The 26345-nt window shown below is 66.3% G+C and carries 25 protein-coding genes; 2 read left to right on the top strand and 23 right to left on the bottom strand.

The window, feature by feature from the left end:
* Positions 1–87 precede the first annotated feature (87 nt).
* Genes pyrF through pyrR form a run of 7 tightly spaced genes read right to left on the bottom strand, consistent with a single transcriptional unit; the run spans position 88 to position 9016 of the window.
* Complete coding sequence (pyrF, locus tag JOE31_RS11500; RefSeq protein ID WP_209744454.1) at positions 88–954, bottom strand: orotidine-5'-phosphate decarboxylase; 867 nt, start codon at positions 952–954, stop codon at positions 88–90.
* Positions 947–4246 carry a carbamoyl-phosphate synthase large subunit gene (gene carB / locus JOE31_RS11495; protein WP_209744451.1) on the bottom strand — a complete coding sequence of 1100 codons (3300 nt, stop codon included), beginning with the start codon at positions 4244–4246 and terminating at the stop codon, positions 947–949. The genes pyrF and carB overlap by 8 nt, the downstream gene beginning before the upstream one ends.
* Positions 4246–5535: a glutamine-hydrolyzing carbamoyl-phosphate synthase small subunit gene (gene carA, locus JOE31_RS11490; protein WP_209744449.1), complete on the bottom strand. Its 1290-nt coding sequence runs from the start codon at positions 5533–5535 to the stop codon at positions 4246–4248. Before carA ends, carB begins: the two co-directional genes overlap by 1 nt.
* Positions 5516–6034 carry a hypothetical protein gene (locus JOE31_RS11485; RefSeq protein ID WP_209744446.1) on the bottom strand — a complete coding sequence of 173 codons (519 nt, stop codon included), beginning with the start codon at positions 6032–6034 and terminating at the stop codon, positions 5516–5518. The genes carA and JOE31_RS11485 overlap by 20 nt, the downstream gene beginning before the upstream one ends.
* Positions 6034–7422: a dihydroorotase gene (locus JOE31_RS11480; RefSeq protein ID WP_209744443.1), complete on the bottom strand. Its 1389-nt coding sequence runs from the start codon at positions 7420–7422 to the stop codon at positions 6034–6036. The genes JOE31_RS11485 and JOE31_RS11480 overlap by 1 nt, the downstream gene beginning before the upstream one ends.
* Positions 7422–8435: an aspartate carbamoyltransferase catalytic subunit gene (locus JOE31_RS11475; protein ID WP_209744441.1), complete on the bottom strand. Its 1014-nt coding sequence runs from the start codon at positions 8433–8435 to the stop codon at positions 7422–7424. The genes JOE31_RS11480 and JOE31_RS11475 overlap by 1 nt, the downstream gene beginning before the upstream one ends.
* The gene (gene pyrR / locus JOE31_RS11470) at positions 8432–9016 is read right to left on the bottom strand and encodes a bifunctional pyr operon transcriptional regulator/uracil phosphoribosyltransferase PyrR (RefSeq protein WP_028269121.1); all 585 of its coding nucleotides are present in this window, start codon (positions 9014–9016) and stop codon (positions 8432–8434) included. Before pyrR ends, JOE31_RS11475 begins: the two co-directional genes overlap by 4 nt.
* 206 nt (positions 9017–9222) lie before the next feature.
* On the opposite strand from pyrR, the gene JOE31_RS11465 reads away from it, so the two are divergent.
* Positions 9223–10503, top strand: a complete 1281-nt coding sequence (locus JOE31_RS11465) for a PrsW family intramembrane metalloprotease (RefSeq protein WP_245199140.1) — start codon at positions 9223–9225, stop codon at positions 10501–10503.
* Between the two features lie 59 nt (positions 10504–10562).
* Here JOE31_RS11465 and nusB read toward each other — a convergent pair whose 3' ends face one another.
* The 15 genes from nusB to JOE31_RS11390 form a co-directional block, all read right to left on the bottom strand.
* Positions 10563–10973 carry a transcription antitermination factor NusB gene (gene nusB, locus JOE31_RS11460; RefSeq protein WP_011692113.1) on the bottom strand — a complete coding sequence of 137 codons (411 nt, stop codon included), beginning with the start codon at positions 10971–10973 and terminating at the stop codon, positions 10563–10565.
* A complete protein-coding gene (efp, locus tag JOE31_RS11455) occupies positions 10973–11536 on the bottom strand; it encodes an elongation factor P (RefSeq protein ID WP_209744438.1) in 564 nt (187 codons plus the stop codon). The genes nusB and efp overlap by 1 nt, the downstream gene beginning before the upstream one ends.
* 143 nt (positions 11537–11679) lie before the next feature.
* Positions 11680–12198, bottom strand: a complete 519-nt coding sequence (locus JOE31_RS11450) for a tetratricopeptide repeat protein (RefSeq protein WP_209748360.1) — start codon at positions 12196–12198, stop codon at positions 11680–11682.
* A gap of 14 nt (positions 12199–12212) precedes the next feature.
* On the bottom strand, positions 12213–13304 hold the full coding sequence (gene aroB, locus JOE31_RS11445) for a 3-dehydroquinate synthase (RefSeq protein WP_209744433.1): 1092 nt from the start codon (positions 13302–13304) through the stop codon (positions 12213–12215).
* A complete protein-coding gene (locus JOE31_RS11440) occupies positions 13301–13840 on the bottom strand; it encodes a shikimate kinase (RefSeq protein WP_209748358.1) in 540 nt (179 codons plus the stop codon). Before JOE31_RS11440 ends, aroB begins: the two co-directional genes overlap by 4 nt.
* A 59-nt stretch (positions 13841–13899) precedes the next feature.
* The gene (aroC, locus tag JOE31_RS11435; protein ID WP_209744428.1) at positions 13900–15099 is read right to left on the bottom strand and encodes a chorismate synthase; all 1200 of its coding nucleotides are present in this window, start codon (positions 15097–15099) and stop codon (positions 13900–13902) included.
* A 26-nt stretch (positions 15100–15125) separates the two neighbouring features.
* Positions 15126–15986 (bottom strand): shikimate dehydrogenase, encoded by an 861-nt coding sequence (locus JOE31_RS11430; protein ID WP_209744425.1) that lies wholly within the window; start codon positions 15984–15986, stop codon positions 15126–15128.
* The gene (gene mltG, locus JOE31_RS11425) at positions 15983–17608 is read right to left on the bottom strand and encodes an endolytic transglycosylase MltG (protein ID WP_209744422.1); all 1626 of its coding nucleotides are present in this window, start codon (positions 17606–17608) and stop codon (positions 15983–15985) included. Before mltG ends, JOE31_RS11430 begins: the two co-directional genes overlap by 4 nt.
* Positions 17605–18204 (bottom strand): Holliday junction resolvase RuvX, encoded by a 600-nt coding sequence (gene ruvX, locus JOE31_RS11420; RefSeq protein ID WP_209744419.1) that lies wholly within the window; start codon positions 18202–18204, stop codon positions 17605–17607. The genes mltG and ruvX overlap by 4 nt, the downstream gene beginning before the upstream one ends.
* Positions 18205–18211: 7 nt before the next feature.
* A complete protein-coding gene (gene alaS, locus JOE31_RS11415; RefSeq protein ID WP_209744417.1) occupies positions 18212–20890 on the bottom strand; it encodes an alanine--tRNA ligase in 2679 nt (892 codons plus the stop codon).
* A gap of 182 nt (positions 20891–21072) precedes the next feature.
* Positions 21073–21303, bottom strand: a complete 231-nt coding sequence (locus JOE31_RS11410) for a DUF6167 family protein (protein WP_245199135.1) — start codon at positions 21301–21303, stop codon at positions 21073–21075.
* Between the two features lie 17 nt (positions 21304–21320).
* Complete coding sequence (locus JOE31_RS11405) at positions 21321–21695, bottom strand: DUF948 domain-containing protein (RefSeq protein ID WP_209744414.1); 375 nt, start codon at positions 21693–21695, stop codon at positions 21321–21323.
* Between the two features lie 145 nt (positions 21696–21840).
* Positions 21841–22467, bottom strand: a complete 627-nt coding sequence (gene rpsD, locus JOE31_RS11400) for a 30S ribosomal protein S4 (protein WP_011692125.1) — start codon at positions 22465–22467, stop codon at positions 21841–21843.
* 218 nt (positions 22468–22685) lie between these two features.
* The gene (locus JOE31_RS11395; RefSeq protein ID WP_209744412.1) at positions 22686–23084 is read right to left on the bottom strand and encodes a cupin domain-containing protein; all 399 of its coding nucleotides are present in this window, start codon (positions 23082–23084) and stop codon (positions 22686–22688) included.
* 225 nt (positions 23085–23309) lie between these two features.
* A complete protein-coding gene (locus tag JOE31_RS11390) occupies positions 23310–24734 on the bottom strand; it encodes a replication-associated recombination protein A (protein ID WP_209744408.1) in 1425 nt (474 codons plus the stop codon).
* A 52-nt stretch (positions 24735–24786) separates the two neighbouring features.
* Between JOE31_RS11390 and JOE31_RS11385 the strand changes: the two genes are divergently transcribed.
* Complete coding sequence (locus tag JOE31_RS11385; protein ID WP_209744406.1) at positions 24787–25434, top strand: acVLRF1 family peptidyl-tRNA hydrolase; 648 nt, start codon at positions 24787–24789, stop codon at positions 25432–25434.
* Positions 25435–25507: 73 nt separating this feature from the next.
* Here the strand turns inward: JOE31_RS11385 and JOE31_RS11380 are convergent, their stop codons facing one another.
* Entirely contained in the window at positions 25508–26302 is a 795-nt protein-coding gene (locus tag JOE31_RS11380; protein WP_209744404.1) for a GNAT family N-acetyltransferase, read from the bottom strand.
* Positions 26303–26345: the final 43 nt, after the last annotated feature.

Below are 26345 nucleotides of genomic sequence, written 5' to 3'. Positions count from 1 at the left end.
CAGTCCGAACCAAGGCAAGGGCCGTTGGAGTCTTCCTGAACCTACCCTTTGCCCGGTCCGGAAATCAATGGCGCCGAAATCAATGGATCAGCCGGCCAGCAGGGGTTCCAGGGTACGCAGTGCAGCCTCCCGGAGGCCCCCGGCGGAGGGACCTGCCGAGAGGATGTCCCGGCTTGAGGTGCCCAGGACCTGCGAATAGGCGGCACCAAACGTTGACCGCAGATCAGCGGCCGTGGCGCCCTGCGCGCCGAGCCCGGGAGCGAGGATGATCCCCCGGACAGCCGCCAGGTCCAGCTGCAGATCCTGCAGGGCACCTCCCACGGTGGCGCCGACCACGAGGCCAACCGAACCCAGGGCACCCGCGTACCGGCGGTTTTCCCCGGCGGCGGCTTCGGTGATCCTGCGCGCAACTGAATCCGCACCGCCCACGTGCTGGACGGAGGCGCCTTCCGGATTGGACGTCAGGGCCAGGACGAACACGCCGCGGCCGTACTCTGCGGCCAGGTCGAGGGCAGGGCGCAGCGACTCGAAGCCAAGGTAGGGGCTCAGGGTCACCGAGTCCGCAGCAAGTGACGAGCCGTCCCGGAGCCAGGCGTCGGCATAGGCCGCCATCGTGGAGCCGATGTCGCCGCGTTTGGCGTCGGCAATGGTCAGCACACCGGCGCCGGCGGCGGCCGCGAGGGTGCGTTCGAGCACCGCCATGCCCGCCGAGCCGTGCCGCTCGTACAGCGCCACCTGCGGCTTGACGGCGGCAGCGAGCGAACCCACTGCGTCCACAACGGTGAGCGAGAAGCGCTCCAGGCCGGCGGCGTCGTCGTTCAGTCCCCAGGCCTTGAGCAGCGCCGGGTGCGGATCAATCCCCACACACAGCGGACCGCGGTCCGCCATGGCCCGGCCGAGCCGGGAGCCGAAGGACTCCCGGCCGGCCGTCACTCCTGCCGCTTGCTCAGCCATTCTGCAGGGCCTTCAGGTTCTCGGCGTGCTCCTGCAGGCTGGTTACGGACCATTCGTAGGTCCGCTGCGCTTCAATGGCCTGCACTGCTGCGTTGAATTCGGCAACTGTAGTGATGCACGGAATGCCGATGGACGTTGCCGCGGCCCGCAGTTCGTAGCCGTCGATGCGGGCCTCGCCGCCGGAAGGCGTGTTGAACACCATGTCGATCTCGCCAGCGATGATGAGGTCGGCAATGGTCCCTTCGCCCTCGGCGCTGCTGCCCTCGGCGACCTTGCGGACCGGGGTGGCCTGGATGCCGTTGCGGCGCAGGACGTCCGCGGTGCCGCCGGTGGAGACGATCTCGAAGCCGAGGTCCGAGAGGCGCTTCACACCCATGATCACCGAGCGCTTGTCCCGGTTGGCCACGGACACGAAGATCTTCCCTTCAGTGGGCAGCGCGTTGTTGGCGGCGGCCTGGCTCTTGGCGAAGGCGGTGTCGAAGTGCTTGTCGATGCCCATGACCTCGCCGGTGGAGCGCATTTCCGGGCCGAGGAGCGAGTCCACGACCTTGCCTTCCGGCGTCCGGAAGCGGCTGAACGGCAGCACGGCTTCCTTCACCGAGACGGGTGCGTCGAACGGCAGGGTGGAACCGTCCCCGGTTTCCGGCAGCATCTTGTAGGCGCTGCGGAGCTGGTTGATGGTCACTCCGGTGCCGATCAGTGCCGCCGCCTTGGCCATCTGGACGCCCGTGGCCTTGGAGACGAAGGGCACAGTGCGGGACGCCCGCGGGTTGGCTTCGAGGACGTACAGGACGTCAGAGGCCAGGGCGAACTGGATGTTGATGAGGCCGCGAACGCCCACGCCCTCGGCGATGGCCAGGGTGGCGGTCCGGACGCGTTCGATCACGTTGTTGCCCAGAGTGATCGGCGGCAGGACGCACGCGGAGTCGCCGGAGTGGATGCCTGCCTCTTCGATGTGCTCCATGATGCCGCCGAGGTACATTTCGGTTCCGTCGTAGAGGGCGTCGACGTCGATTTCGACGGCGTCTTCCAGGAACCGGTCGATCAGCACCGGGTGTTCGGTGGTGATCTCGGTGGCGTTGGCGATGTAGCGCGAGAGGTTGGGCTCGTCGTAGACAATCTCCATGCCGCGTCCGCCCAGCACGTAGGACGGGCGGACCAGGACCGGGTAGCCGATTTCGTCGGCGATCTTCTTGGCGTCCTCGAACGACACGGCGGTGCCGTTCTTGGGCGAGATCAGCCCGGCCTCGTCCAGCACCCGGGAGAAGGCGCCGCGGTGCTCGGCAAGGTCGATCGCCTCAGGTGACGTGCCCAGGATGGGCACGCCGGCGTCGGCAAGCTGCTGCGCGAGCTTGAGGGGGGTCTGGCCGCCGAGCTGGACGAACACACCCATCACGCCGCCGGTGCGCTCCTCCGCCGCGATGACTTCCAGGACGTCCTCGAGGGTCAGCGGCTCGAAGTAGAGGCGTGTGGAGACGTCGTAGTCGGTGGAGACGGTTTCCGGGTTGCAGTTGACCATGACGGTCTCGTAGCCGGCCTTGCGGAGTGCCATGGAGGCGTGCACGCAGGAGTAGTCGAATTCGATGCCCTGGCCGATGCGGTTGGGCCCGGAGCCCAGGATGATGATGGACGGCTTGGAGTGCAGCGCAACCTCGTCCTCCTCGTCGTAGGACGAGTAGTGGTACGGCGTGTACGCGGCGAATTCGGCGGCACAGGTATCCACCGTCTTGTAGACCGGCCGGATGCCCAGGGCCTGGCGGACGCCGCGGACCACGGCCTCCTGGTTGTTGGTGAGGGCGCCGATCTGCTCGTCGGAGAAGCCGTGGCGCTTGGCGCGCTGCAGCATTTCCGGGGTCAGGGCCGTGGACTTGCGGATCTCCTGCGAGATCTCGTTGAGCAGCTGGAGCTGGTCCAGGTACCAGGGGTCGATCTTGGTGGCCTCGAAGAGCTGCTCCACCGTTGCGCCGCCGAGCAGAGCACGCTGCACCTGGTGCAGGCGTTCTGTGGTGGGCCGTTTGGCCTTTTCGATCAGCTCCGGGACTTCCCATTCCGGAACGTGGCTGAAGTCCAGCTGTGAGCCCTTCTGTTCAAGGGAACGGAGCGCCTTCTGCAGGGCCTCGGTGAAGTTGCGGCCCATGGCCATGGCCTCGCCCACCGATTTCATGGTGGTGGTGAGGGTGGGGTCCGCTGCCGGGAACTTCTCGAAGGCGAAGCGGGGAACCTTCACCACGACGTAGTCGAGCGTCGGTTCGAAGGAGGCCGGGGTCTTCTGGGTGATGTCATTGGGGATCTCGTCCAGGGTGTATCCCAGGGAGAGCTTGGTGGCGATTTTGGCGATGGCGAAGCCGGTGGCCTTGGATGCCAGCGCGGAGGACCGGGAGACGCGGGGGTTCATTTCGATGACGACGACGCGTCCGGTGTCCGGTTCGACGGCGAACTGGATGTTGCAGCCGCCGGTGTCCACGCCCACTTCGCGGATGACCGCGATGGAGATGTCGCGCAGGCGCTGGTACTCACGGTCCGTGAGGGTCAGCGCGGGTGCAACCGTGATGGAGTCGCCGGTGTGGACGCCTACGGGGTCGAAGTTCTCGATGGAACAGACGACAACCACGTTGTCGTTCTTGTCCCGCATCATCTCGAGCTCGTATTCCTTCCAGCCGAGGATGCTCTCTTCGAGCAGGACCTCGCTGGTGGGGCTGTACTGCAGGCCCTGGCCGACGATCCGACGCAGGTCGTCCTCGGTGTAGGCGAGGCCGGAGCCGAGGCCGCCCATGGTGAAGGACGGGCGGACCACCATCGGGTAGCCGAGGTCCTCGGCGGCCTTCAGTGCTTCATCCATGCTGTGGATGATGTGGCTGCGGGCGGACTCCGCGCCGCAACGCTCCACGACACCCTTGAACTTCTCGCGGTCTTCGCCGAGTTCGATTGCAGCGATGTTCGCGCCGATGAGTTCCACGTTGTACTTTTCCAGCACGCCGTTCTTGTCCAGCGCAATGGCAGTGTTGAGGGCTGTCTGGCCGCCCAGGGTGGGCAGGATCGCGTCAGGCCGTTCTTTGGCGATGATCTTTTCCACCACCTCCGGGGTGATGGGCTCCACGTAGGTGGCATCGGCGAACTCGGGGTCCGTCATGATGGTGGCCGGGTTGGAGTTGACCAGGATTACGCGCAGGCCTTCCTCCTTGAGGACACGGAGAGCCTGGGTGCCGGAATAGTCGAACTCGGCGGCCTGGCCGATCACGATGGGGCCGGAACCGATGACCAGGACGCTCTTAAGGTCAGTTCTCTTAGGCATTACTTCTTGTCCTCAGTCTTGGATTCGGTGGCAGTCTTTGTCTCGGAAGCAGAGTCGGCAGCGGCGGCTGCCTTCTTCGTGTCCGCCATCAGCTCGATGAAGCGGTCAAAGAGGTAAGCGGCGTCGTGCGGTCCCGAGGCTGCTTCAGGGTGGTACTGCACTGAGAAAGCGGGGATGTCCAGGCAGGACAGGCCTTCCACGACGTCGTCGTTGAGGCTGACGTGGCTGACTTCGACGCGGCCGTACCGCTCCTCGGGAGCCTGGGTGGCGCCGTCGAGCGGGGCGTCCACGGCAAAGCCGTGGTTCTGCGAGGTGATCTCCACCTTGCCGGTGCGGCGGTCCATGACGGGCTGGTTGATGCCTCGGTGTCCGTAGCGGAGCTTGTACGTGCCGAAGCCGAGGGCGCGGCCCAGGATCTGGTTGCCGAAGCAGATCCCGAAGTACGGCAGCTTCTCGTCCAGCACCGAGCGGAGCAGCTTGACCTGGTTGTCTGCCGTGGCGGGGTCGCCGGGGCCGTTGGACATAAAGAAGCCGTCCGGGTTGACCGCCTTGACGTCGGCCAGGGTGGCCGTTGCCGGCAGGACGTGGACGCGGACTCCGCGTTCGGCGAAGCGGATGGGTGTCATGCGCTTGATGCCGAGGTCGATTGCGGCGATGGTGAAGCGCGGCTCGCCGTCCCAGCCCCAGTCCTTGGGCTCCACGACGTAGGCCTCGTCAACACTGACTTCCTCGGCGAGGCGGGACCCTTCCATGGGGGCGCTGGCCAGTACTGCGTCGAGAAGTTCCTTGTCCGTGGCGCGGGCTGCCTCGCCGGAGAAGATGCCGGCACGCATGGTCTTGTGTTCGCGCAGGTGCCGGGTGATGGCCCGGGTGTCCACGCCCTGGATACCCACGATGCCCTGCTCCACGAGTTCGTCGTCCAGGGAGCGTTCGGAGCGCCAGTTGGAGGGCCGGCGGGCGGCATCGCGGACAATGTAGCCGGCCACCCAGATGCGGTGCGATTCGGCGTCGTCCTTGTTGACGCCGGTGTTGCCGATGTGCGGGGCGGTCTGGACCACGAGCTGGCGGGCGTAGGAGGGGTCCGTGATGGTTTCCTGGTAGCCGGTCATGCCGGTGGCGAATACCGCCTCGCCGAGGGCGGTGCCGGTGGCGCCGTAGCTGGTGCCGCGGAAGGTGCGGCCATCCTCGAGCACCAGCACCGCGGGTGCGGCAGTTCCTTGTTCAGGTGCAGTATCTGCGTTTGCTGTTACTTCGGTTTCTGTCACGTTGTTACTTTCCACTATCGGCATCTGCCTGAGGGGCTGCGGAGATCAATTCTTGAAAGGCTGCCAGGACGGGCGGCTTGTCGGCGGCACGGCGGGTCCGGAACCCGGTATCGAGTTCCCGGCCGCCCAGGGTCCAGCTGACCACCAGGAGTCCGTCTTTTTCGACGAACTTCCCGGCCATGCCGCTGTCCTGGCGGATTCCGGTGAGCCGGTCCGCCGGGATGAAGACCGGCCCGGCCCCGGAGCGCTCGAACAACACGCCCTCCGGGTGGACGGTGAGTTCAGCGTTGGTGCGGATGCCCAGGCCATGGACGGCGATGCGGTCCAGCCAGTCGCCGGCCGTCGTGGTGGCAACATACTGGCCGTCGGCGGTGGCCAGCGGCTGGCTCAGTTCCGCCGGAACCGCGGGCAGCTGTTCGACGTCGGACTGGCGCCGCAGGCGGTTCCGCCACCCGATGCCGAGCAACACGAAGGCCACCGCGATGATCGCCAGCATGGCGAGTCCGGGGAGTACTTTGTCCATCAGTACCCGCCCGCCGGGGCGGCGGCGGTTGTTTCCTGGTGGGGCCCGTGGCGGTACGGGGTGTTGAGCTCGCCGCTAAGGACGGTGGGGTGGCCCTTGAAGAACGTCGCCACCACCTTGCCGGGGAGTTCCCTGCCGGCGAACGGAGAGTTACGGCCCATGGTTGCCATCTTAGAAGGGTCCACAGTCCAGCGCGCAGCCGGGTCCACCAGTGTGACGTTCGCGGGTTCGCCGGCCTCCAGCGGACGTCCCTGGTCCGCCACCCGTCCGATCACGGCGGGAGCGGTGGACGTCACCCGGGCAAAATCGGCCCAACCCATCAGGCCGGTCTCGATCATGGTTTCCTGGACGACGGACAGCGCCGTTTCCAGCCCGGTCATGCCCATAGCCGCCTGCGCCCACTCGCATTCCTTGTGTTCGCTCGGGTGCGGGGCATGGTCCGTTCCGACGACGTCGATCGTGCCGTCGGCAAGGGCGGCACGCAGGGCCTGGACGTCGGAGTCCGTACGCAGCGGCGGGTTGACCTTGTAGACGGGGTCGTAGCTGCGGACGAGTTCATCGGTCAAGAGCAGGTGGTGCGGCGTCACTTCGGCCGTCACGTTGATCCCGCGGGCCTTGGCCCAGCGGATGATCTCCACCGAGCCGGCCGTGGACACGTGGCAGACGTGCAGCCTGGACCCGACGTGCTGGGCGAGCAGCACGTCCCGGGCAATGATGCTTTCCTCGGCCACGGCGGGCCAGCCCGTCAGTCCGAGAACTGCCGAGACGTCGCCTTCGTTCATCTGGGCGCCTGCGGTGAGCCGGGGTTCCTGCGCGTGCTGTGCCACCACGCCGTCGAACGCCTTCACATATTCCAGCGCACGGCGCATGATCACGGGGTCGTGGACGCAGATGCCGTCGTCGGAAAAGACCCGGACCTTGGCACGGGAATCAGCCATGGCGCCGAGCTCGGCCAGTTGTTCGCCTGCGAGGCCCACGGTCACCGCGCCCACCGGGCGGACGTCCACCCAGCCCGCGGCACGTCCCAGGGTGTGCACCTGTTCCACCACGCCTGCGGTGTCCGCAACGGGATTGCTGTTGGCCATGGCGTGCACGGCCGTGTAGCCGCCAAGCGCGGCGGCGCGCGTGCCGGTTTCCACTGTTTCGGCGTCTTCCCGCCCGGGCTCACGGAGGTGCGTGTGGATGTCCACCATGCCGGGCAGTGCTACCAGGCCTTCGGCCTCAATCACGGTGGCGCCGTCTGCTGCGTCGGTGCCGGCAAGGTCAGTGCCGCGTGCGGCGATAATGCCGTCCCGGATCAGGAGGTCTTCGGCCGCGCCGCCGAGAATCGCTGCGCCGCGGATGAGGTATGCCCCGGTGGTGGCTGCATCCTGTTGATCGTGTGCCATCAGTGGCTCTCCTTGGTGGAATAGGCGGCGTTGGTGGTTACGGCTGGTTCGCGGGTGTCCCCGGAGAGCAGCAGGTACAGGGCGGCCATCCGGACGGACACGCCGTTGCGCACCTGTGCCAGCACGGTGGAACGGGGTGAGTCCGCGGCCGCGGAGGAAATTTCCAGCCCGCGGTTCATGGGGCCGGGGTGCATGATGATGGTGTCCTTCAGGCCCAGGCTGTCCAGGGCGCGGAGGCGGTTGTCGTCGAATCCCCAGCGGCGGGAGTATTCGCGGGTCGTGGGGAAAAAGGAGGCGTTCATCCGTTCCCCCTGGACACGCAGCATCATGACGGCGTCGACGCCCTTCGCCAGGGTTTCGTCCATGTCGTAGCTCACGTCGCAGGGCCATTGCCCGACGCCGATGGGCAGCAGGGTGGGCGGCGCCACGAGGGTGACCTCGGCGCCGAGCGTACGCAGCAGCCAGACATTCGAGCGGGCCACACGCGAGTGCAGGACATCGCCGGCGATGGCCACGCGCATTCCCTTGAGGTCCGCCCCGGCGGACGCCGTCCCGTGGAGCCTGGCCCAGTGCCGGCGCATGGTGAAAGCGTCCAGCAGCGCCTGGGTGGGGTGTTCGTGGGTTCCGTCGCCGGCGTTGATGACGGCGGCGTCGATCCAGTCCGTGGCTGCCAGCCGGTGCGGCGCACCCGAGGCCCAGTGGCGAATGACGACGGCGTCGGCCCCCATGGCTGCCAGCGTCTGGGCTGTGTCCTTGAGGGATTCGCCCTTGGAGACGGAGGATCCCTTCGCGGCGAAGTTGATGACGTCCGCGGACAGCCGCTTCGCTGCTGCTTCGAACGAGATGCGGGTGCGGGTGGAGTCCTCGAAGAACAGGTTCACCACGGTGCGGCCGCGGAGCGCAGGCAGCTTCTTGACTTCCCGGTCCCCCACGGCCGCCATTTCCTCTGCCGTGTCGAGGATGCGGATGGCATTGGCCAGGCTGAGGTCTTCGGTGGAGAGCAGGTGTTTCATGCGCCTGCCTCAATGACCACTTCATTGACGGGGGTTCCGTCAACGGAATCGGTCTCTTCGAGGCGGACCCGGACCTTTTCGGAGGAGGAGGTGGGGAGGTTCTTGCCGACATGGTCTGCGCGAATGGGCAGCTCGCGGTGGCCTCGGTCGATCATGACGGCCAGCCGGACGATGCGCGGGCGGCCGAGGTCCACGATGGCGTCCAGCGCTGCGCGGATGGTCCTGCCCGAATAGAGGACATCGTCGATCAGGACAACGACCTTGTTGTCGATGCCGGTGCGGGGCAGCTGCGTGGGATAGGGCGGCCGTGTGGGCTGGTGTGACAGATCGTCCCGGAACATGGTGACGTCCAGCTGGCCCACGATGGCGGCGGCATCCACGGTGGGATCGGCGGCGGCGATTTTCTTGGCCAGGCGGACTGCCAGCGGGTAGCCGCGGCGCGGAATGCCCAGCAGCACCAAATCCTGGGAACCCTTGTTGGCCTCGAGGATCTCATGGGCGATACGAGTGAGTGCACGGTCAATGTCCGCAGAGTTGAGCACAACCCTGGCCGGAACCGGTGCTTCTGTGACTGAAGTCAACGCTCGTCTCCCCTTTCCCCGCCTCACGGGACGGAATTAAAAAAGGAACATTTGCCCTTCAAAATTACCACACGCAGCAGCCACGCCCTGCTGGCCGGCGGGCGGCGGGAAGGCGTTTAACATCACACCCCCGGGGTGGTGAGGCGTGCCTTTCCCGCGCGTCTGTCGTCTTGGAAGCGACGGTTACGGGACATAGGCTCAGTTCCATGACATCGAACGCACCCTGGCCGCAGCACGATCCCTCCGGCGGCCACGGATACGGGCAGCAGCCGCCATGGCCCCGGCAGGAGCTTCCGCAGCAGGCCAATCCCACCTGGATGGGCCAGGTCCGGCCTGATCACTACCGTGCGGCACCCGCCAGCAGCCACGCGCCTGCGGTGAACACCATGATGCCGCCTGCCGCAGTCCGCGGCCGCTCAAGTGCGGGAGTTATTGGGCTGGTGGGCGGCGGCGGCTTCCTGGCTTTTGCCAGCCTCTTCCTGGTCCTCCCCTACCTTGTGGGCAACACCGGCGTCACCGGATTCGTGATCGGCTTCATTGCGTCCCTGATCCCCTTGAGCGCCGTGCTCCTGGCCGTCTACATCATTGACCGCTGGGAGCCAGAGCCCAAGCGACTGTTGCTGTTCGCCTTCCTGTGGGGCGCCGTCGTGTCCATTTCCGTCACACTGCTGATCCAGCCGGTCTTTGCGCTGGCGGCGGTGCCCCCGGCCGGCGTGGACTACCGGACTTTTGCCGTCACCGTGCAGGCCCCCGTGGTGGAGGAGTTCGCCAAGTCCCTGGGCCTGTTGCTGCTCCTCGTGCTGGCCCGGAAGCACTTTGACGGCCCCGTGGACGGTGTGGTGTTCGCGTTCACCATTGCGGGCGGCTTCGCCTTTACGGAAAACATCCTCTACTTCGGCCGGGCCATTGCCGAGTCCGCCACACCGGGCACAGACCTCGCGGTCGTGTTCTTCCTGCGGGGCGTCATGTCGCCGTTCGCCCACGCCATCTTCACGGGTACCACCGGGCTCATTCTCGGTTTTGCCGCCCGGCGCTGGCACCCGGGGATGTCCGTCGTGGCCTTTGCCGCGGGCCTGGTCCCGGCGATGATCCTGCACAGCATGTGGAACAGCATGGGCCAGGACTTCCTGGCGCAGTACATCGTGGTCCAGGTGCCCATCTTCGTGCTGGCCGTCGTCGTTATTGTGCTGCTGCGCGTGGCGGAAAACCGGCTGACACGGCAGCGCCTCCAGGAGTATGCGGCCGCGGGGTGGTTCACGCCGCCCGAGGTGGACATGCTTGCAACGGCCGGCGGACGCCGTTCCGCTGTCCGCTGGGCGAAGCAGTTCGGCCGGGGGCCGCAGATGAAAGCGTTCCTGCGATCGGCCACCCGGTTGGCCTTCATCCGGCAACGGATCCTCAGCGGCCGAGATGTTCCGGCCCACCAGCTGGATGAGCACCGCCAGCTCGCGGAAGTCGTGGCCAGGCGGGACGCCGTGCTGCGCTAAGCGGGAAAACAAAAAGGACCGGCGCCCGCCTGGGCGGGGACCGGTCCTTTCTCGTGGTGCTATGCCAGCAGCGACGGCTTCAGCTGCTGGAGCCGGCCCAGGAGGCCGTTGATGAAGGACGGCGACTCGTCCGTGGACAGCGTCTTGGCAAGGGCGACAGCCTCGCTGACGGCCACGCCGTCGGGCACGTCGTCGTTGTAGAGCAGTTCCCACGTGCCGATGCGCAGGATGATGCGGTCCACCGAAGGCATGCGTTCCAGTGTCCAGCCCTGCGAGTATGTCTCCAGGAATTCGTCGATGGCGGCCTGGTGGGAGACCACGCCTTCGACGATCTCGAGGGTGTAGGGGTTGACGATCTGGTCGGTTTTTTCACGGCGTGACCGCAGCACATCGAAAGCCGAGAGGGAGCGCTGCTCCGCCTCGAAAAGAACATCCAGGGCCCGGTTACGGGCCTTACCGCGGGCACTCACTAGTCGTTGACCCGGCCGAGGTAGCTGCCGTCGCGGGTGTCGACCTTGACCTTGGTGTTGTTCTCAACGAACAAAGGCACCTGGATCTCGTAGCCGGTTTCCAGCGTGGCCGGCTTGGTGCCGGCCGAGGAGCGGTCGCCCTGCAGGCCCGGCTCGGTGTAGGTGATTTCGAGCACGACGCTAGGCGGCAGTTCAATGTACAGCGGGGTGCCTTCGTGGATGGCGATGTTGACCATCTGGTTTTCCAGCATGAAGTTGGTGGCGTCGCCTACAGTGGCGCCGGAGACCGTGATCTGGTCGTAGTCCTGCGTGTCCATGAACACGTAGTCGGCGCCGTCCTGGTACAGGTACTGGTAGTCGCGGCGGTCCACGGTGGCGGTCTCGATCTTGAGGCCGGCGTTGAAGGTCTTGTCGACCACCTTGCCGGACATGACGTTGCGCATCTTGGTGCGGACGAATGCGCCGCCCTTGCCCGGCTTGACGTGCTGGAACTCGATGATGTTCCAGAGCTGGCCCTCAAGCTTCAGCACGGTTCCGTTCTTGATGTCGTTTGTGGTTGCCACGGGTATCCTCTGGTTTGTCTCTGACTGCTTCAAGCCGCCAGCCGGTTATGTCAGGCAGGCACGCCAAAAGGCCGCCAGCGAGTATTTGTCAAAAATCCAAGAACCATTCTACCGGTATTGCCGGCCGGGTGCTGCGACAGCCCCTAGGACGACCTTTCCAGGACGTTCCGGGCACGCTGCAGCGCGACGGTGGACGAGTAGATCAGCGCTGCATCCGCGGCCCCCGCAACGCGAAGGTCCAAGGCCTTGGCGAACTCGTCGACGGCAGCTGCCGTGTTGCCCCCGGCGTAGTAGGCACGGCCGAGGTGCTGGTGCGCCATGGCCTCCAACTCGGTTCCCTGGACCTCCGCCAACAGCTGGCGGTAAAGATCCACGGCCCGGTCATAACGCTTGGAAACCCGGAGGACCTCGGCTTCAAAGGCTCGGAGCCGGAAAGATTCGGGATCGTTGTAGCGTGCTTCGGCCAGAAGCTCCGCGGCATCGCCGGCATGTCCTTCCGCCAGGAGGACCATGATGCGGTCCGCCGGGTCGGAGGACGCCTGGAGTGCCAGGCTGCACGCCTCTTCGTTGACGATTCCCGGCATGAGGGTGTCCGGGTTGATCTTGACACCCGGGAACCCTGCATCCGGCCACTCACTCGTGCCGCCCATGGAATCAATCATGACGCCGCCCGTCATCAAGAGGCAATCTCCTGGTAGGCGGCGAACAGGAGGGATGTGTCCGGAACGTCAAGGATTCCCGGGCGGGCGATGCCGTCCAGGACCACGAAACGAAGCAGGTCGCCACGGGACTTCTTGTCCCGGCGCATGCCGTCCAGCAGTCCCTGCCACCGGTCGCGGCGGTAGGTGATTGGCAGTCCGAGCGTTTCCAGGATGCTGCGGTGACGGTCGGCGTCGGCGTCGCTGAGGCGACCCACACTGCGGGCAAGTTCAGCGGCGAACATCATCCCCACCGAAACGGCAGCGCCGTGGCGCCAGGAGTAGCGTTCCACAAGCTCGATCGCGTGGCCCAGGGTGTGCCCGTAGTTGAGGATCTCGCGCCGGCCGGTTTCCTTGAGGTCTTCGGACACGACGTCGGCCTTCACGGCGATAGCGCGCTCGATCAGTTCGCGGAGGACTGCTGACTGCGGGTCGGTGACTGCGGACGGATCCTTTTCCACAAGGTCCAGGATGGCGGGGTCGGCGATGAACCCGCACTTGATGACCTCAGCCATGCCCGAGATGAGCTCGTTCTTCGGCAGGGTGCTGAGCGTGTCGAGGTCCGCGAGGACGGCGGCCGGCGGGTGGAACGCACCCACCAGGTTCTTGCCTTCGGCGGTGTTGATGCCGGTCTTGCCGCCGACGGAGGCATCCACCATGCCGAGCAGGCTGGTGGGCATGTGGATGACTTTGACGCCGCGCAGCCAGGTGGCCGCCACGAAGCCCGCGAGGTCCGTGACAGCACCGCCGCCTACTGCCACCACGGCGTCGGAGCGGGTGAAGTCGTTTTGTCCCAGGACCTGCCAGCAGAACGCGGCGACCTGAATGTGCTTGCCTTCTTCGGCGTCCGGAATTTCTGCGGTCAGCGCAGTGAACCCGGCCGAGGCCAGCTCGTCGCGTACGGTGTCGCCGGTGAGCCGCAGGGCCCGCGGGTGGATGACCAGGACCCGTTTGACGCGCTCCCCCAGGAGCTCGGGAAGGCGTTCAAGCAGGCCGCGGCCCACAACGACGTCGTAGTTGTCAGCGGCGGACTTGCCGGTGACCGTGATGACGGTTGATTCGCTACTCACTTTTCAACTTCCTTTGTGGCGGCCACTGGCTCCGCCGCCGCGGTTTGTGCCGCCGCGTACTCACGCAGCGCCTCTTCCAGCCGGTGCCCGAGATCCGTGACGGATCCGTGGCGGACATCGAAAACAAGGTCGGCAAGCCGTTCATAGACCGGTTGCCGGGTGGCAAAAAGCGCACGCCAGCGGCCCATGGCGTCTCCGGCCAGGAGCGGTCGGCCGGAATTGCGGGCTATGCGCTCCGAAACGGTGTCGGCGTCGCACTCAAGGTAGACAACGGTGCAGCGGCGCAGCAGCTGCTGGGTGCCGGAGTCGAGTACGGCGCCGCCGCCGAGGGAAATGACGGTGCCGGTGGTGCTGGCCTCTTCGATGACCCGGGCGACGGTCCGCGCCTCAATTTCCCGGAACGCACGCTCGCCGCGGGCGGCGAAGATGTCCGGGATGGTTCCGTGGTTTTCCACAATCACGACGTCGGTGTCGACGAACGCCGCCCCCAGCTGTTGAGCAAGCTGGTGGCCGATTGCCGACTTGCCGACCGCCATGGGTCCGATGAGCGCAATGGGCCGCCGGCCCGCAGTGCCGTTCCTGCTGTTGACCGGCACTACTGTCCGATCGAGTCCAGGGACGCCGGAATGTTGTCCAGGTAACCCTTGATGTTCCGTGCCGTTTCCGCGACTGAATCGCCGCCGAACTTCTCCGCCACTGCCTCGGCCAGTACCAGTGCCACCATGGCCTCAGCGACGACGCCGGCGGCCGGAACAGCACAGACGTCGGAGCGCTGGTGGTGGGCCTTGGCGGCTTCCCCGGTGCTCACGTCGATGGTCTTGAGGGCACGCGGAACTGTGGCGATGGGCTTCATTGCCGCACGGACCCGCAGGACGTCACCGATGCTCATGCCGCCTTCAATGCCGCCGGCGCGGTTGCTGGTGCGGATGATCCGGCCGTCGGAGTCCTTGACGATTTCGTCGTGGGCGGCCGAACCCCGGCGGGAAGCCGTGAGGAAGCCGTCGCCAACCTCAACACCCTTGATGGCCTGGATGCCCATCAGGGCTGCGGCGAGGCGGGAGTCCAGGCGGCGGTCCCAGTGGACGTAGCTGCCGAGTCCAGGCGGAAGGCCGTAGGCCAGCACCTCCACCACACCGCCGAGGGTTTCGCCTTCTTTGTGGGCGGCGTCGACTTCGGCCACCATGGCGTCCGAGGTTTCCCGGTCAAAGCAGCGGAGCGGGTCTGCGTCGAGCGCAATCACATTGGCGGGTACCGGCAGCGGGCGCCCTTCCGGCACGGAGACACTGGCGATCGACACTGTATGGCTGACCAGTTCAATGCCCAGTTGCTTGAGGAACTGCGATGCCACGGTGCCCAGTGCAACGCGGGTAGCGGTTTCGCGGGCGCTGGCGCGCTCCAGCACGGGGCGTGCTTCGTCAAAGCCGTATTTCTGCATGCCCGTGAAGTCCGCGTGGCCGGGGCGCGGCCGTGTCAGCGGTGCGTTGCGTGCCTGGTCGGCCAGGATCTCGGGTGCCACGGGGTCTGCAGACATGATCTGCTCCCACTTGGGCCATTCAGTGTTGCCCACCTGGATGGCCACCGGGCCGCCCTGGGTGATGCCGTGGCGTACGCCGCCAAGGACGGTAACGACGTCCTGCTCAAATTTCATCCGGGCACCGCGGCCGTAGCCGAGGCGACGACGGGCGAGGGCTTCGGCGATCTGGCTGCTGGTGAGTTCAACACCGGCAGGGACGCCTTCAATTATTCCGACCAGTGCCGGTCCATGGGATTCACCGGCAGTCAACCAACGCAACATAAAATCCATCCTGCCACGTAGGGCGGTTAGAACACTCGTCGGGGTGCCCCGACTGCGTCACACATCACATCTATGACTTCGGCCGTGACGTCGTCGCCAAGGCCGCTGAAGAACCGGACTTGCTCCACCGCCTGGTAGAGCAGCATTTCCAGCCCGGGAACCACTGTGCCTCCCCCGTCCTGCCAGACGGAGGCCATCCTGCTGGGCCAGGGATCGTAGGCGACATCCAGCAGCACTCCCGGCGTCCGGGCCCCAAGGGCCGCGAGCTCATCCGCCAGGGCGTCGGCCCCGCGGGGCGGGAGTGTGGAAATGACGACGTCGGCGGCGGCCATTGCGGCGGCCGCGCCGGATAGCGGGAGGATGCGCACGGGAAGGCCCACACCCTGGGAGGCGGCCCGGGCTTCTGCCGCCCGTCCCACATCGCGCACGTAGACATCAGCCGACGGTGCGCCGAGATCCTTGAGTGCCGCGATAGCGGCGGCAGCGGTACCGCCGCCGCCCAGGATCACGGCTGACGGTGCGGAGACGACGCCGGCATGCCGCACGGCGTTGACGATGCCTGCGACGTCGGTGTTGTAGCCGACCCGTCGCACGGACGTCCCGTCGGCCTCAAACACCACCGTGTTGACGACTCCGAGGATGCCGGCTACGCCACGGACCTCGTCAACCTCGTCAACCATGGCCGTCTTGAGCGGCATCGTGACGGACAGTCCGCACCAGCCGGGCTGGTTGCGGACCGACGCCATGAAGGCCGGCAGCTCGGGAACAGTCACATCGATGGCGGAATACTCGACGTCGATTCCCAAACGCCCGTAGGCAGCGCGGTGCAGGGCCGGGGACTTCGAATGGCCGATCGGGTGCCCAAGGACGGCAGCCTTCAAGGTCACGTGCAACGTCCTGCGTTGGCGGCGCACCAGGCGTTGTACTGCTCCACGTACTGGTTATGCTCAGCCAGCGTCTTGGAGAACTTCGTCTCCTTGGTGTCCAGGTTGATGGTCACCCAGTACATGTAGTCGTTGGCCTTCGGCTTGGCTGCCGCATCGATGGCGTTCTTGCCGGGCGAGCCGATGGGTCCCACCGGAAGACCCTGGTTGGCATACGTGTTGTAGGGGTTCGACTTGTCGGCTTTCTGATCCTCGTCGATGTGGAAGCTCTTGATTCCCAGCCCGTACGTCACTGTTGCGTCGGACTGGATCAGGCCGGCCGTCTCGGTGTTGTTCGGCTTGAGCCGGTTGTAGATGGCGCCGGCGACGTCGCCGTACTCGGCCTGGCCGCCTTCAGCCTGGACGATGCTGGCGACCGTGACGACGTCGTACTGCTTCGCGGGATCCGTGACTCCTTGCGCTTTCAGCTCGTCGGTCGTGGTGGTCACAAGGTTTTGGAGGATCTCCTTCGCCGGCGTTCCCAGCGGGAACCGGTGCTCGCCGGGCGCCAGGTAACCTTCAAGGTTCTTGGCCTTCGCCGGCAGTCCGAACTGGGCCGGGGCGTCGCTGAGCGATTTGAGTTCGGCAACGGGGATACCCGAACCCTGGGATATGGCCTGCAGTGATTCGCCGATCCGCAATCCGGCACTCAGGGCGAAGTACATGACTTTGCCTTCGCCCTTACCCAGCAGCACGGCCACGGCGTCGGAATTCTTCATTTCCTGGCGGAACTGGAATTCCCCCGGGGCAATGGTGCCGCCGGAAGCTGTGAGCTCGCGCAGGAACGTGTCCGGATTGGCAACCACCTTCTGCTCCGCGAGCTTGGTAGCGACAGACCGGGTGCCTTCACCGGGTTCCACGGAGACATTCACCTCGCCGGTGCCGGGGCCGGGGTAATCGGCGATGGTGTTCCCGCCCAAGAGGGGTTTCAGGAACTGGGCGCCCACCACCAGGGCAGTCACGAACACTCCCAGGGTCAGCAGTAGTGCGAGCCAGCGTCGGCGACGGCGGACCTTCTTGGACGTTGCCGGAACGACCGCCACGGACGAGCCGCCGGCCATCAGCGGATGTGCAGGTTCGTCAAGATGCTCCTCGGGGTGCTCCCCCGCTGCATAGACGTGGGCGTCATCGTAGACGTGGTGCGCCTCGTCCTCGTGGTGCTCTCCATAGGCGTGGTGCGCGTCATCCTCGCGGTGTGCCTCGTCCCCGTGCTGAACGGGGTAGCCGTGGTGGGCAGCGTCTCCGTGCGGCTCGGCGTGGGCGTCGTAGGCATGCGGAGCGAACTCGGCAGAGGCATCGTGGCGCACAGGCTCTTCGGGTTGCACGTCGTGCTGCACCGGCTCGTGGTGGACGGCCTCCCGGTGGACAGGTTCCTGAACAGCGGCCTGTTGGACGGTGGGCGGCTCCGCCGGCATGGCGGGCGGAACCTGCGGCGCGTGGCCGGTTTCGAACGCCTGCGGTGGGACGACGTCGTTGCCTTCGGTGGTCAGGGATTTCTCCCTGGCTCGAATTTCCTTGCGCGTCAGCTGACGTCCGGAGTCACTGAATTCCTCACCTGAGGACTCTCCGCTGTTAACCGGGCTCACTGTTGCCTTCCATTTTCTGAAGATTGCACATTGATTCCCGGGACTGCCTGATCAGCGTTCTCCGCTGCGGCGTCCCCGGAAAGCCCCGGCTGGGAAACCGCGAACACGCGGCTTCCTACATCCGTTCCCCTGGCTTTTTGCATGTCGATTGCGTGCTGCAGTATTCCTGCGGCGGCAACCTGATCCACTACCTTACGGTGATTCCGGCTGCTCATGCCAGCTTCGTGCAGGTTGCGGTGGGCCGTCACCGTGCTCAACCGTTCGTCCACGAGCTGCACTGGAATGTCCGATCCGGAGGCCGTGAGTGCTTCCGCCAGCAGCTCCGCGTAATCCGTCGCCATCCGGGCCGAAGCATGCTCTTCCCCTTTGAGCGTGCGCGGCAGCCCGACAAAGACCTGCACGGCGCCAAGCTCGGAGGCCAGGGCCGCCAGCACACGGACATCCGTATTCTTCTTGGCGTTTCGCTCGAGCGTCTTCAGCGGTGTGGCCAGGATGCCGTCGCGGTCACACACCGCAACGCCTACACGGACCGTGCCCACGTCCACCCCCAGCTTGATGCCGCGGGGGTAGGCGTCGGATTCAGCAGATTGGTTCACGGTTCGGTTATCGCCTCGTGATTGCGTCCACGACGGCGGTCAGCGCCGCCGGCACCTTCGCGGCATCGGTGCCGCCGCCCTGGGCGACGTCGTCCTTGCCGCCGCCGCCGCCGCCGAGGATCCCGGCGGCGAGCCGGACGAGTGCTCCGGCCTTCACGCCCGCGGCACGGGCCGCTTCGTTGGTGGCGACAAGAATCACGGGGCGGTCGTTGCTCACACCGGCAACCGCAACTGCGGCGGCCTCGGAGCCAAGGCGGGTGCGGAGGTCGAGGGCCAGTCCGCGCAGGTCGTCAGCGCCGCTCACCTGTCCGGCGTCGTGCGCAATGACCTTCACCCCGGCAGCGTCCTTCGCCGTACCCACCAGCTGCGCGGCGGCAGCCGTCAGCTGCTCCTTGCGCAGGCGCTCCAGTTCCTTTTCCACCGTCTTGAGCTTGGTCAGGGTGGTGGCGATGCGGTCGGCCAGCAGCCCCGACGGCACCTTCAGCATTTCCGTGAGCTCCGTGACCAGCGCCCGCTCGGCAGCGAGGTGCCGGAAGGCCTCCATTCCCACGAAGGCTTCAACGCGGCGGTTTCCCGAGCCGACGGACTGGTCGCCCAGCAGCGACAGGCTGCCGATGAGCGAGGTGTTGGCCACATGGGTGCCGCCACAAAGCTCGCGGGACCATGCGCCGTCGATTTCCACGACCCGGACCTCGTTGCCGTAGTTCTCGCCGAAGAGCGCCATGGCGCCGAGTGCCTTGGCCTCAGCCAAAGCCATGACTTTGGTCTCCACCTGGAAGTTGTTGCGGATGGCAAGGTTGGAGACTTCTTCGATTTCGGAGCGCGTGGCGGCACTGAGTCCCTCGCCCCAGGCGAAGTCGAAACGCAGGTAGCCGGCCTTGTTGTAGGAACCGCGCTGCAGGGCCTCCGGGCCGAGGATCTGGTGCAGGGCGGCATGCACAATGTGGGTGCCGGTGTGGGCCTGCTCTGCGGAGTGCCGCCGCTCGCGGTCCACCGCAGCCTGCACGAGCGAGTCCGCGCCGATTTCGCCCTCGCGGACGATTGCCTTGTGCACGCTCAGGCCCTTGACGGGGCGCTGGACGTCCAGGACTTCGACGACGAATCCATCTCCGGTAATGAGCCCGGTGTCGGCAGCCTGGCCGCCTGCTTCCGCGTAGAACGGGGTCTCGGCAAGCACCAGTTCGATTTCGTCGCCGGTGGAGGCCTGGGAAACCTTGCGGCCGCCGGAAAGGATGCCGCGGACCTTGGATTCGCCGGCAAGCTCCGTGTAACCGGTGAAGACCGTCTCCCCCTCGGCCAGCAGCTCCTGGAAGGCGCTGAGGTCGGCGTGCGAACCCTTTTTGCCCTTGGCGTCCGCCTGGGCGCGCTGGCGCTGCTCAAGCATCAGCTTCCGGAATTCGGGTTCGTCGACCTTCAGGCCCGCTTCTTCAGCCATTTCCAGCGTCAGGTCGATCGGGAAACCGTAGGTGTCATGCAGGGCAAAAGCATCTGCGCCGGACAGCGGCTGGCCGGCTGCCTTGGAATCCTTCACGGCGTCCTCGAGGCGGGCGGTGCCGGACGCAATGGTCCGCAGGAACGCCTTCTCTTCGGCGTAGGCGATGCGGCTGATGCGGTCGAAGTCAGTCTCCACCACCGGGTAGACGCCCTTCATGGCGTCGCGGGAAGCGGGGAGCAGATCGGGCAGGCAGGCCTTTTCGACGCCGAGGAGCCGCATGGAGCGCACGGCACGGCGGATGAGGCGGCGGAGCACGTAGCCGCGGCCTTCGTTGGAGGGCGTTACGCCGTCGGCGATCAGCATCAGTGCGGACCGGATGTGGTCAGCCACCACGCGCATCCGGACATCGTCGGTGTGGTGGGGATCGTCGGCGGACTCGGCCGAGGTGTATTCCTTGCCGGACAGTGCCGCGGCCTTGTCGATGACGGGACGGACCTGATCGGTCTCGTACATGTTTTCGACGTCCTGCAGGATCATTGCCAGGCGTTCCATGCCCAGGCCGGTGTCGATGTTCTTCTTGGGGAGTTCACCGGTGATATCGAAGTCCACCTTCGAGCGCACGTTGTCGATCTGGTACTGCATGAACACCAGGTTCCAGATTTCCACGTAACGGTTCTCGTCGGCGATGGGGCCGCCTTCGACGCCGTAGGACGGGCCGCGGTCGTAGTAGATCTCGGAGCAGGGGCCGGCCGGGCCGGGCTGGCCGGTGGACCAGTAATTGTCCGCCTTGCCCATCCGCTGGATCCGTTCCGCGGGCATGCCGGTGTTCTTGAGCCAGAGCTGCTCGGCCTCGTCGTCTTCTTCGTAGACGGTGACCCACAGCTTCTCCGGCGGCAGGCCGTAGCCGCCGTCGGAAACACTCGTGGTGAGCAGTTCCCACGCGAACTTGATGGCGTCTTCCTTGAAGTAGTCGCCGAAGGAGAAGTTGCCGCACATCTGGAAGAAGGTGCCGTGCCGTGCCGTCTTGCCGACTTCCTCGATGTCGCCGGTGCGGATGCACTTCTGCACACTGGTGGCCCGGTTGTAGGGCGCCTCTTCGCGCGCCGTCAGGTACGGAATGAACGGGACCATGCCGGCCACCGTGAACAGCAAGGAGGGGTCGCTGGAAACCAGGGACGCCGAAGGCACCGCCGTGTGGCCCTTACTGACAAAAAAGTCGATCCAGCGCTTGGTGATCTCCTGCGACTTCATAACCTGGTTACTTACCCTTCTTGGTGTACTGCGTGTAGTTCTGATGCGTGCGGTTCACGCAATGCAACGCGTGGCTGCCCTGGCACATGCCGGAGCCACCGGTTTAATTCTCCCCTACGCCGGGCATTGCGATGTCCGCGCGGGTACCGGACCGGCTTCCGGGCCGTTCCAGTGGCTGCAGGTTAGCGCCGGGCCAGGTCCTGGCTGTCGATGCCCAGTGCCGCGCGCAGGTCGGTTTCCCGTTCCTGCATGCCGTCCCGGACGGCGTCTGCAAAGTCGTAGATGCCGTCGGCCAGCCGGCCCACCGCCCTGTTGAGGCCTTCAGGACCCAAGGTGGACTGGGCCTCGGTGATCTTGCGGAAGGCTATGACGCCGATGGCGACGCCGATTCCCATCCAGAGGATTCTTTTCATTGAGTGCTCCGTCGGGATTAGCGGCTGCGGCGGCCGGTGGCGGGTTTCTTGCGGGCGGAAAGGGCGGAGCGGACTCCGTAGCTGAAGGCTGCCATTTTGATCAGCGGAGATCCCACGGTTGCCGCCACCAGGGACGACAGCGCCGAGATGTTCGCTGAGGCGTCCGAGACGTTGGACGAGATGCCGTCAACCTTCTTGAGCTGCTGGTTCGTGGTGGACACCGTTGCAGTGACTTCATCCATGAGCGGTGTGGCGCCGTCGCTGATCGAACGGATGGACGTCCGGACTTCGTCAAAAACCCGTCCGAGTTTCAGGATCGGCACGGCGAGTAGCAGCACGAGGAGCGCAAACACCCCTGCCGCGATCAGGCCGGCAATATCGCCACCAGACATAGACGTTCATCTCCTTGTATTTCCGTGGACTGCTGCGGGTTCCGCACCGGCGCCGTGGCCGCTCTTGCGGAACTCCCCCCAGTACCTTACATACAAAGAAGCCCGTGGCGCTTGCCACGGGCTTCTTTGTATACGCTGCGTTTATTTAGCGTGCGTAGAATTCGACGACGAGCTGCTCTTCGCAGGTTACGGGAACCTCGGAGCGCTTCGGGCGACGAACCAGGCGTGCCTGCAGGGCGTCAAGCTTGACGTCCAGGTAGGCCGGAACCTGGGGCAGAACGTCGCGGTGTGCGCCGGCTGCTGCAACCTGGAACGGAGGCATGGTTTCGCTGCGGCTGTGGACGTGGACCAGCTGGCCCTCGCCGACGCGGAAGGACGGGCGGTCAACGCGGATTCCGTCAACCAGGATGTGGCGGTGCACAACCAGCTGGCGGGCCTGGGCGATGGTGCGGGCGAAGCCGGCACGCAGCACGAGGGCGTCGAGACGCATTTCGAGCAGTTCGATCAGGTTTTCACCGGTCAGGCCCTTGGTGCGGCGTGCTTCTTCGAAGGCACGGGTCATCTGGGCTTCGCGGATGCCGTACTGGGCGCGCAGACGCTGCTTTTCGCGCAGACGTACGGCGTAGTCGGAGTCCTGCTTCTTGCGGGCACGGCCATGCTCACCGGGGCCGTACGGGCGGCGCTCCATGTACTTGGCGGCCTTGGGGGTCAGAGCAATGCCGAGTGCACGCGAAAGGCGTGCGGTACGGCGAGCACGAGTGTTGTTAGCCACTTGTGTCCTTCCAATATCTGCGGTGTGTCAGTGTTACTGGCCTCCACGATGGAGAGCATCGGCCAACCGCTGCCTTTTGCTACTGGGCGCCGGGCGACAGACCACCAAAAAAATCAGAGCAGCATGAAATGCTGAAAATCAGTGGATTGCGCGTCCGTGCCTTGCCAGACAACGAACTATCCTACCACGATGCGGTCCGCCGTCCCTGACGCCTGCCGTCAGGTCCGCGCGTGGACGCCGCGGCTGGCCGGACGGCCGAAGGACGCGGCGCCCAGGAACTCGACCGCGATGAACGGCTCGTTCCCCACCACCCATTCATCGTGGCCCGGCGGCAGCGTGTATGTGTCGTTGGCATGGATCGAGGAACGGACGCCGTCGGGGGTTTCCACTTCCATCACACCGGAGACGCAGAATCCGAGGTGGTTGTGCTGGCAGAAGTCGGTCTTCTCGAGGGGCTTGATGCTCTCCGACCACCGCCAGCCGGGGTTGAGTATCAGCCGGGTCACTGAGTAGTCGTTGACGGTGACCAGATCGAACTCGGCCTTGTCGGGGCAGCGCTTCTTGTCCGGAGCGTCGAACGACTTCACGGACATTGCGGTGACGAAATTTGCGGACATGTGACACTACCTCGGAAGTGGGAAAAGGAGCGTAAAGGCTGTGCCGGGCTGATTCCGTGCCGGCCGCCGGCCCGGGGCCTGAGCGTATGAACAACCGGCATGTGTGCTGATGTCCCCCCCCCTCAGGGCACGCACGTACAGCAGATCTTTGCTGACGTAATTCAACGTTAGCCCTCCGCTGGCGGAAGTCAACGGAGACTTGTACCGACCGCCCGGGGCCGCCCGTCAGCCGCCGCGAATGATCTTCCGGAGCCGCTCCAGCCTGGTGGAAATCTCGCGTTCGGCGCCGTTGGCGGTGGGCTCGTAGTAATCCCGGCCGACCAGGTCGTCGGGCGGGTACTGCTGCGTGGCAACGCCGTGCGGTGCGTCGTGCGCGTATTTGTAACCCTGCCCGTGCCCGAGCTGTTTGGAACCCGGATAGTGCGCGTCCCGCAGGTGGGCCGGGATGCCGTTCCCCAGGCCGGCCCGTACGTCGGCCGTGGCTTTGTTGATACCCATGTAGGCAGCGTTGGACTTCGGGGCCGTCGCCAGGTGGACCACGGCCTCAGCCAGCACGATCCGCCCCTCGGGCATGCCGATCAGCTGTACGGCCTGCGCCGCCGCGACGGCGGTCTGCAGCGCGGTGGGGTCTGCCATCCCGATGTCCTCCGCGGCCGAGATCACGATGCGCCGGGCGATGAACCTGGGGTCCTCCCCCGCCTCCAGCATGCGGGCCAGGTAATGGAGTGCGGCGTCCACGTCGGATCCGCGAATCGATTTAATGAAGGCACTGGCAACGTCGTAGTGCTGGTCCCCCGCACGGTCGTACCTGACCGCGGCCACATCCAGGGCGCGTTCGGTGTGCCGCAGTTCCACCGCGACGGGACCGTCGTCGGCGTCGTCGGCATCACCAAAAGCCACGCCGGCGGCCGCCTCTAGTGCCGTCAGCGCACGGCGCGCGTCGCCGCCGGACAGCCTGACCAAGTGGGCCAATGCCTCGTCACTGAGCTTCACCTTCCCGTTCAGCCCGCGGGGATCAGCCACGGCCCGCTGGACCAGTCCCTCGATGTCGGCATCGGTCAGCGGGCGGAGCGTCAACAGCAGCGAGCGGGACAGCAGCGGGGACACCACCGAGAACGAGGGATTCTCGGTGGTGGCGGCTACGAGCACCACCCAGCGGTTTTCGACCCCCGGCAGGAGCGCGTCCTGCTGGGCTTTGTTGAAACGGTGGATTTCGTCGAGGAAAAGCACAGTGGTGGTCTTGTAGAGGTCCCGAGCCGTGAGCGCATCGTCCATAACGCGCCGCACATCCTTGACGCCCGCGGTGATGGCGGAGAGTTCTACGAACTTCCGGCCCGGGCCTTTCGCGATCACATGCGCCAGCGTGGTCTTGCCGGTTCCAGGAGGACCCCACAGGATGAGCGAGGTGGGGCCGGCCGGACCGGCGGAATCGGCCCCGGCACCGGCGGCCAGTTGCCGCAGCGGGGACCCCTGGCCCAACAGGTGCTGCTGGCCCACGACGTCGTCGAGGGTGCGGGGCCGCATCCTGACCGCGAGCGGGCTCCGGGGCTGCGTCCGGCCGGCGGCCAGCCCGGAAACTGCCGTCCCGGACGGCGTCACCGTCCCGCCGTCGTCGTCGTTGTCCGGCCCTTGGCCAAAGAGATCATCCACATAGATAGGCTACTTCTAGTTCAGGACGCCACTAACAACGGAGAACCACGCCATGACTACCCCAGAGTCCCGTGTGGCATTCGTCTCCGGTGAACGGCTACCGGGGTGGGTGGAGCGGTTTGCCGCAAGCCACGGCCCCCTGGTCGAAGAAGAGCTCGACGGCGGCCTGCAGCTGTCCGCCGCGGACGGTGCCGTGGCGCTGTTGCAGCCGCCGTGGCCGGCGGACGGACGGCCCGGCCGCGGCGGCGACGGCGTAGCGCGGATGGCGTCGCTGGCGGCGCAGTCCCGGACGCTCGGGCTGGTGCTTGTCCGCCGGGGCGGTTATTCAGTGGCGGCGGTCCGTGACGGCGCCGCGCTGGCCTCGAAAACCGGCACCCGCCACATCCAGTCCAGGACCGCTGCGGGCGGCGGGTCCCAGCAGCGGTTCGCCCGGCGCCGCACCAACCAGGCGGACGCCCTGGTGGAGGCGGTCGCCGGGCACGCCGACCGGATCTTCGCGGAGCACCGGATCGAATATCTGGCGCCGGGCGGCGACCGCGCCCTGGCCGAGCAGGTCCTCGCGGAACCCGCGCTGAAACGCTACGCGGCGCTGTCCCGGCTGCCGTTCCTGGACGTCCCGGACCCGCGCGCTTCTGTGGTGAAGCAGGCTGCGGCCGCCGCGTGCTCGGTCCGGATCCTGGTGACCGACCCGCCGGCTTAACCCGCCCGTTGCTGCGCCGAATCCTCCGGTGCAAGCGTGACGGTTACTCCGAAAGCCATGCGGCCGAAGGAACCTAGCAGCCGGTCAGGTGCCGCTTGGGCCGTTCCTGCCGGTAGTAGTAGCGTCCGGCTTCCGTGAATCCCGAACGGGCATAGAGCTCCCGGGCACCGGCATTGGCCGCCGTCACCAGCAGCCAGTAACCGCTGAGGCCCCGGGCGTCACCTTCACGCAGCAAGGTCCGCAGAACCCGGCTCGCGTAGCCGCGGCGCCGGGCATCAGGACGGGTGGCCATGGCGTACAGGCCGCCCTCCGAGCCGGACGGAACGGCAAGGCGCCCGACGGCGGCGGGCACGCCGTTGTCGTCCCGCACCAGGGCGTACAGCGACCGGCAGCCTTCGAGGATGCCGCGGGCGGTGGCGAGGGACTCCTCGCCACCGCGGCCGTCCACACTCCACCAGAGCCGCAGCCATTCAGCCGACGGCTCTGCCGAAAGTTCAACGCCGCCGTCAGGCGCTTCGTCAGCGGATGCGGGCTCCGCGCCGGCGTCGCGGACCAGGACCAGGGTCTCCGACTGCCGGGTGAAGCCTTCCTCGTCGAGGACAGCGTTCAGAGCGGTACTGCGTGAGTCATCGAAGACCTGGAAGATCACCGGAAGCCGGCGGCTGCGGTACCAGGCCCGGGCATCCCGGAGCCAGGCCACGCGGTCGTGCCGGGTGCCGGAAGGCTCCGAACGCGGCCAGACCGAGTTGGCCCGCTGGGTCACGCCGCCCGCGGCACGCAGCACCCAGCCGCCGGATTCTTCCCGGTCGGGGGCGGGCCAGGCGGCGTCCATGGCGGATTCAATGTCAGACAGTGCGATGCGAGCCATGCGGCTCCCTCCTATGTCAACGGCAAGAGGCTCCCCGGTTGTC

It is taken from the genome of Arthrobacter sp. PvP023 (genome assembly GCF_017832975.1).
In the GTDB taxonomy this organism is placed as follows: domain Bacteria; phylum Actinomycetota; class Actinomycetes; order Actinomycetales; family Micrococcaceae; genus Arthrobacter.
Note: the sequence above shows the minus strand (reverse complement) of the source record. Positions and strands in the feature narration are given on the sequence as shown.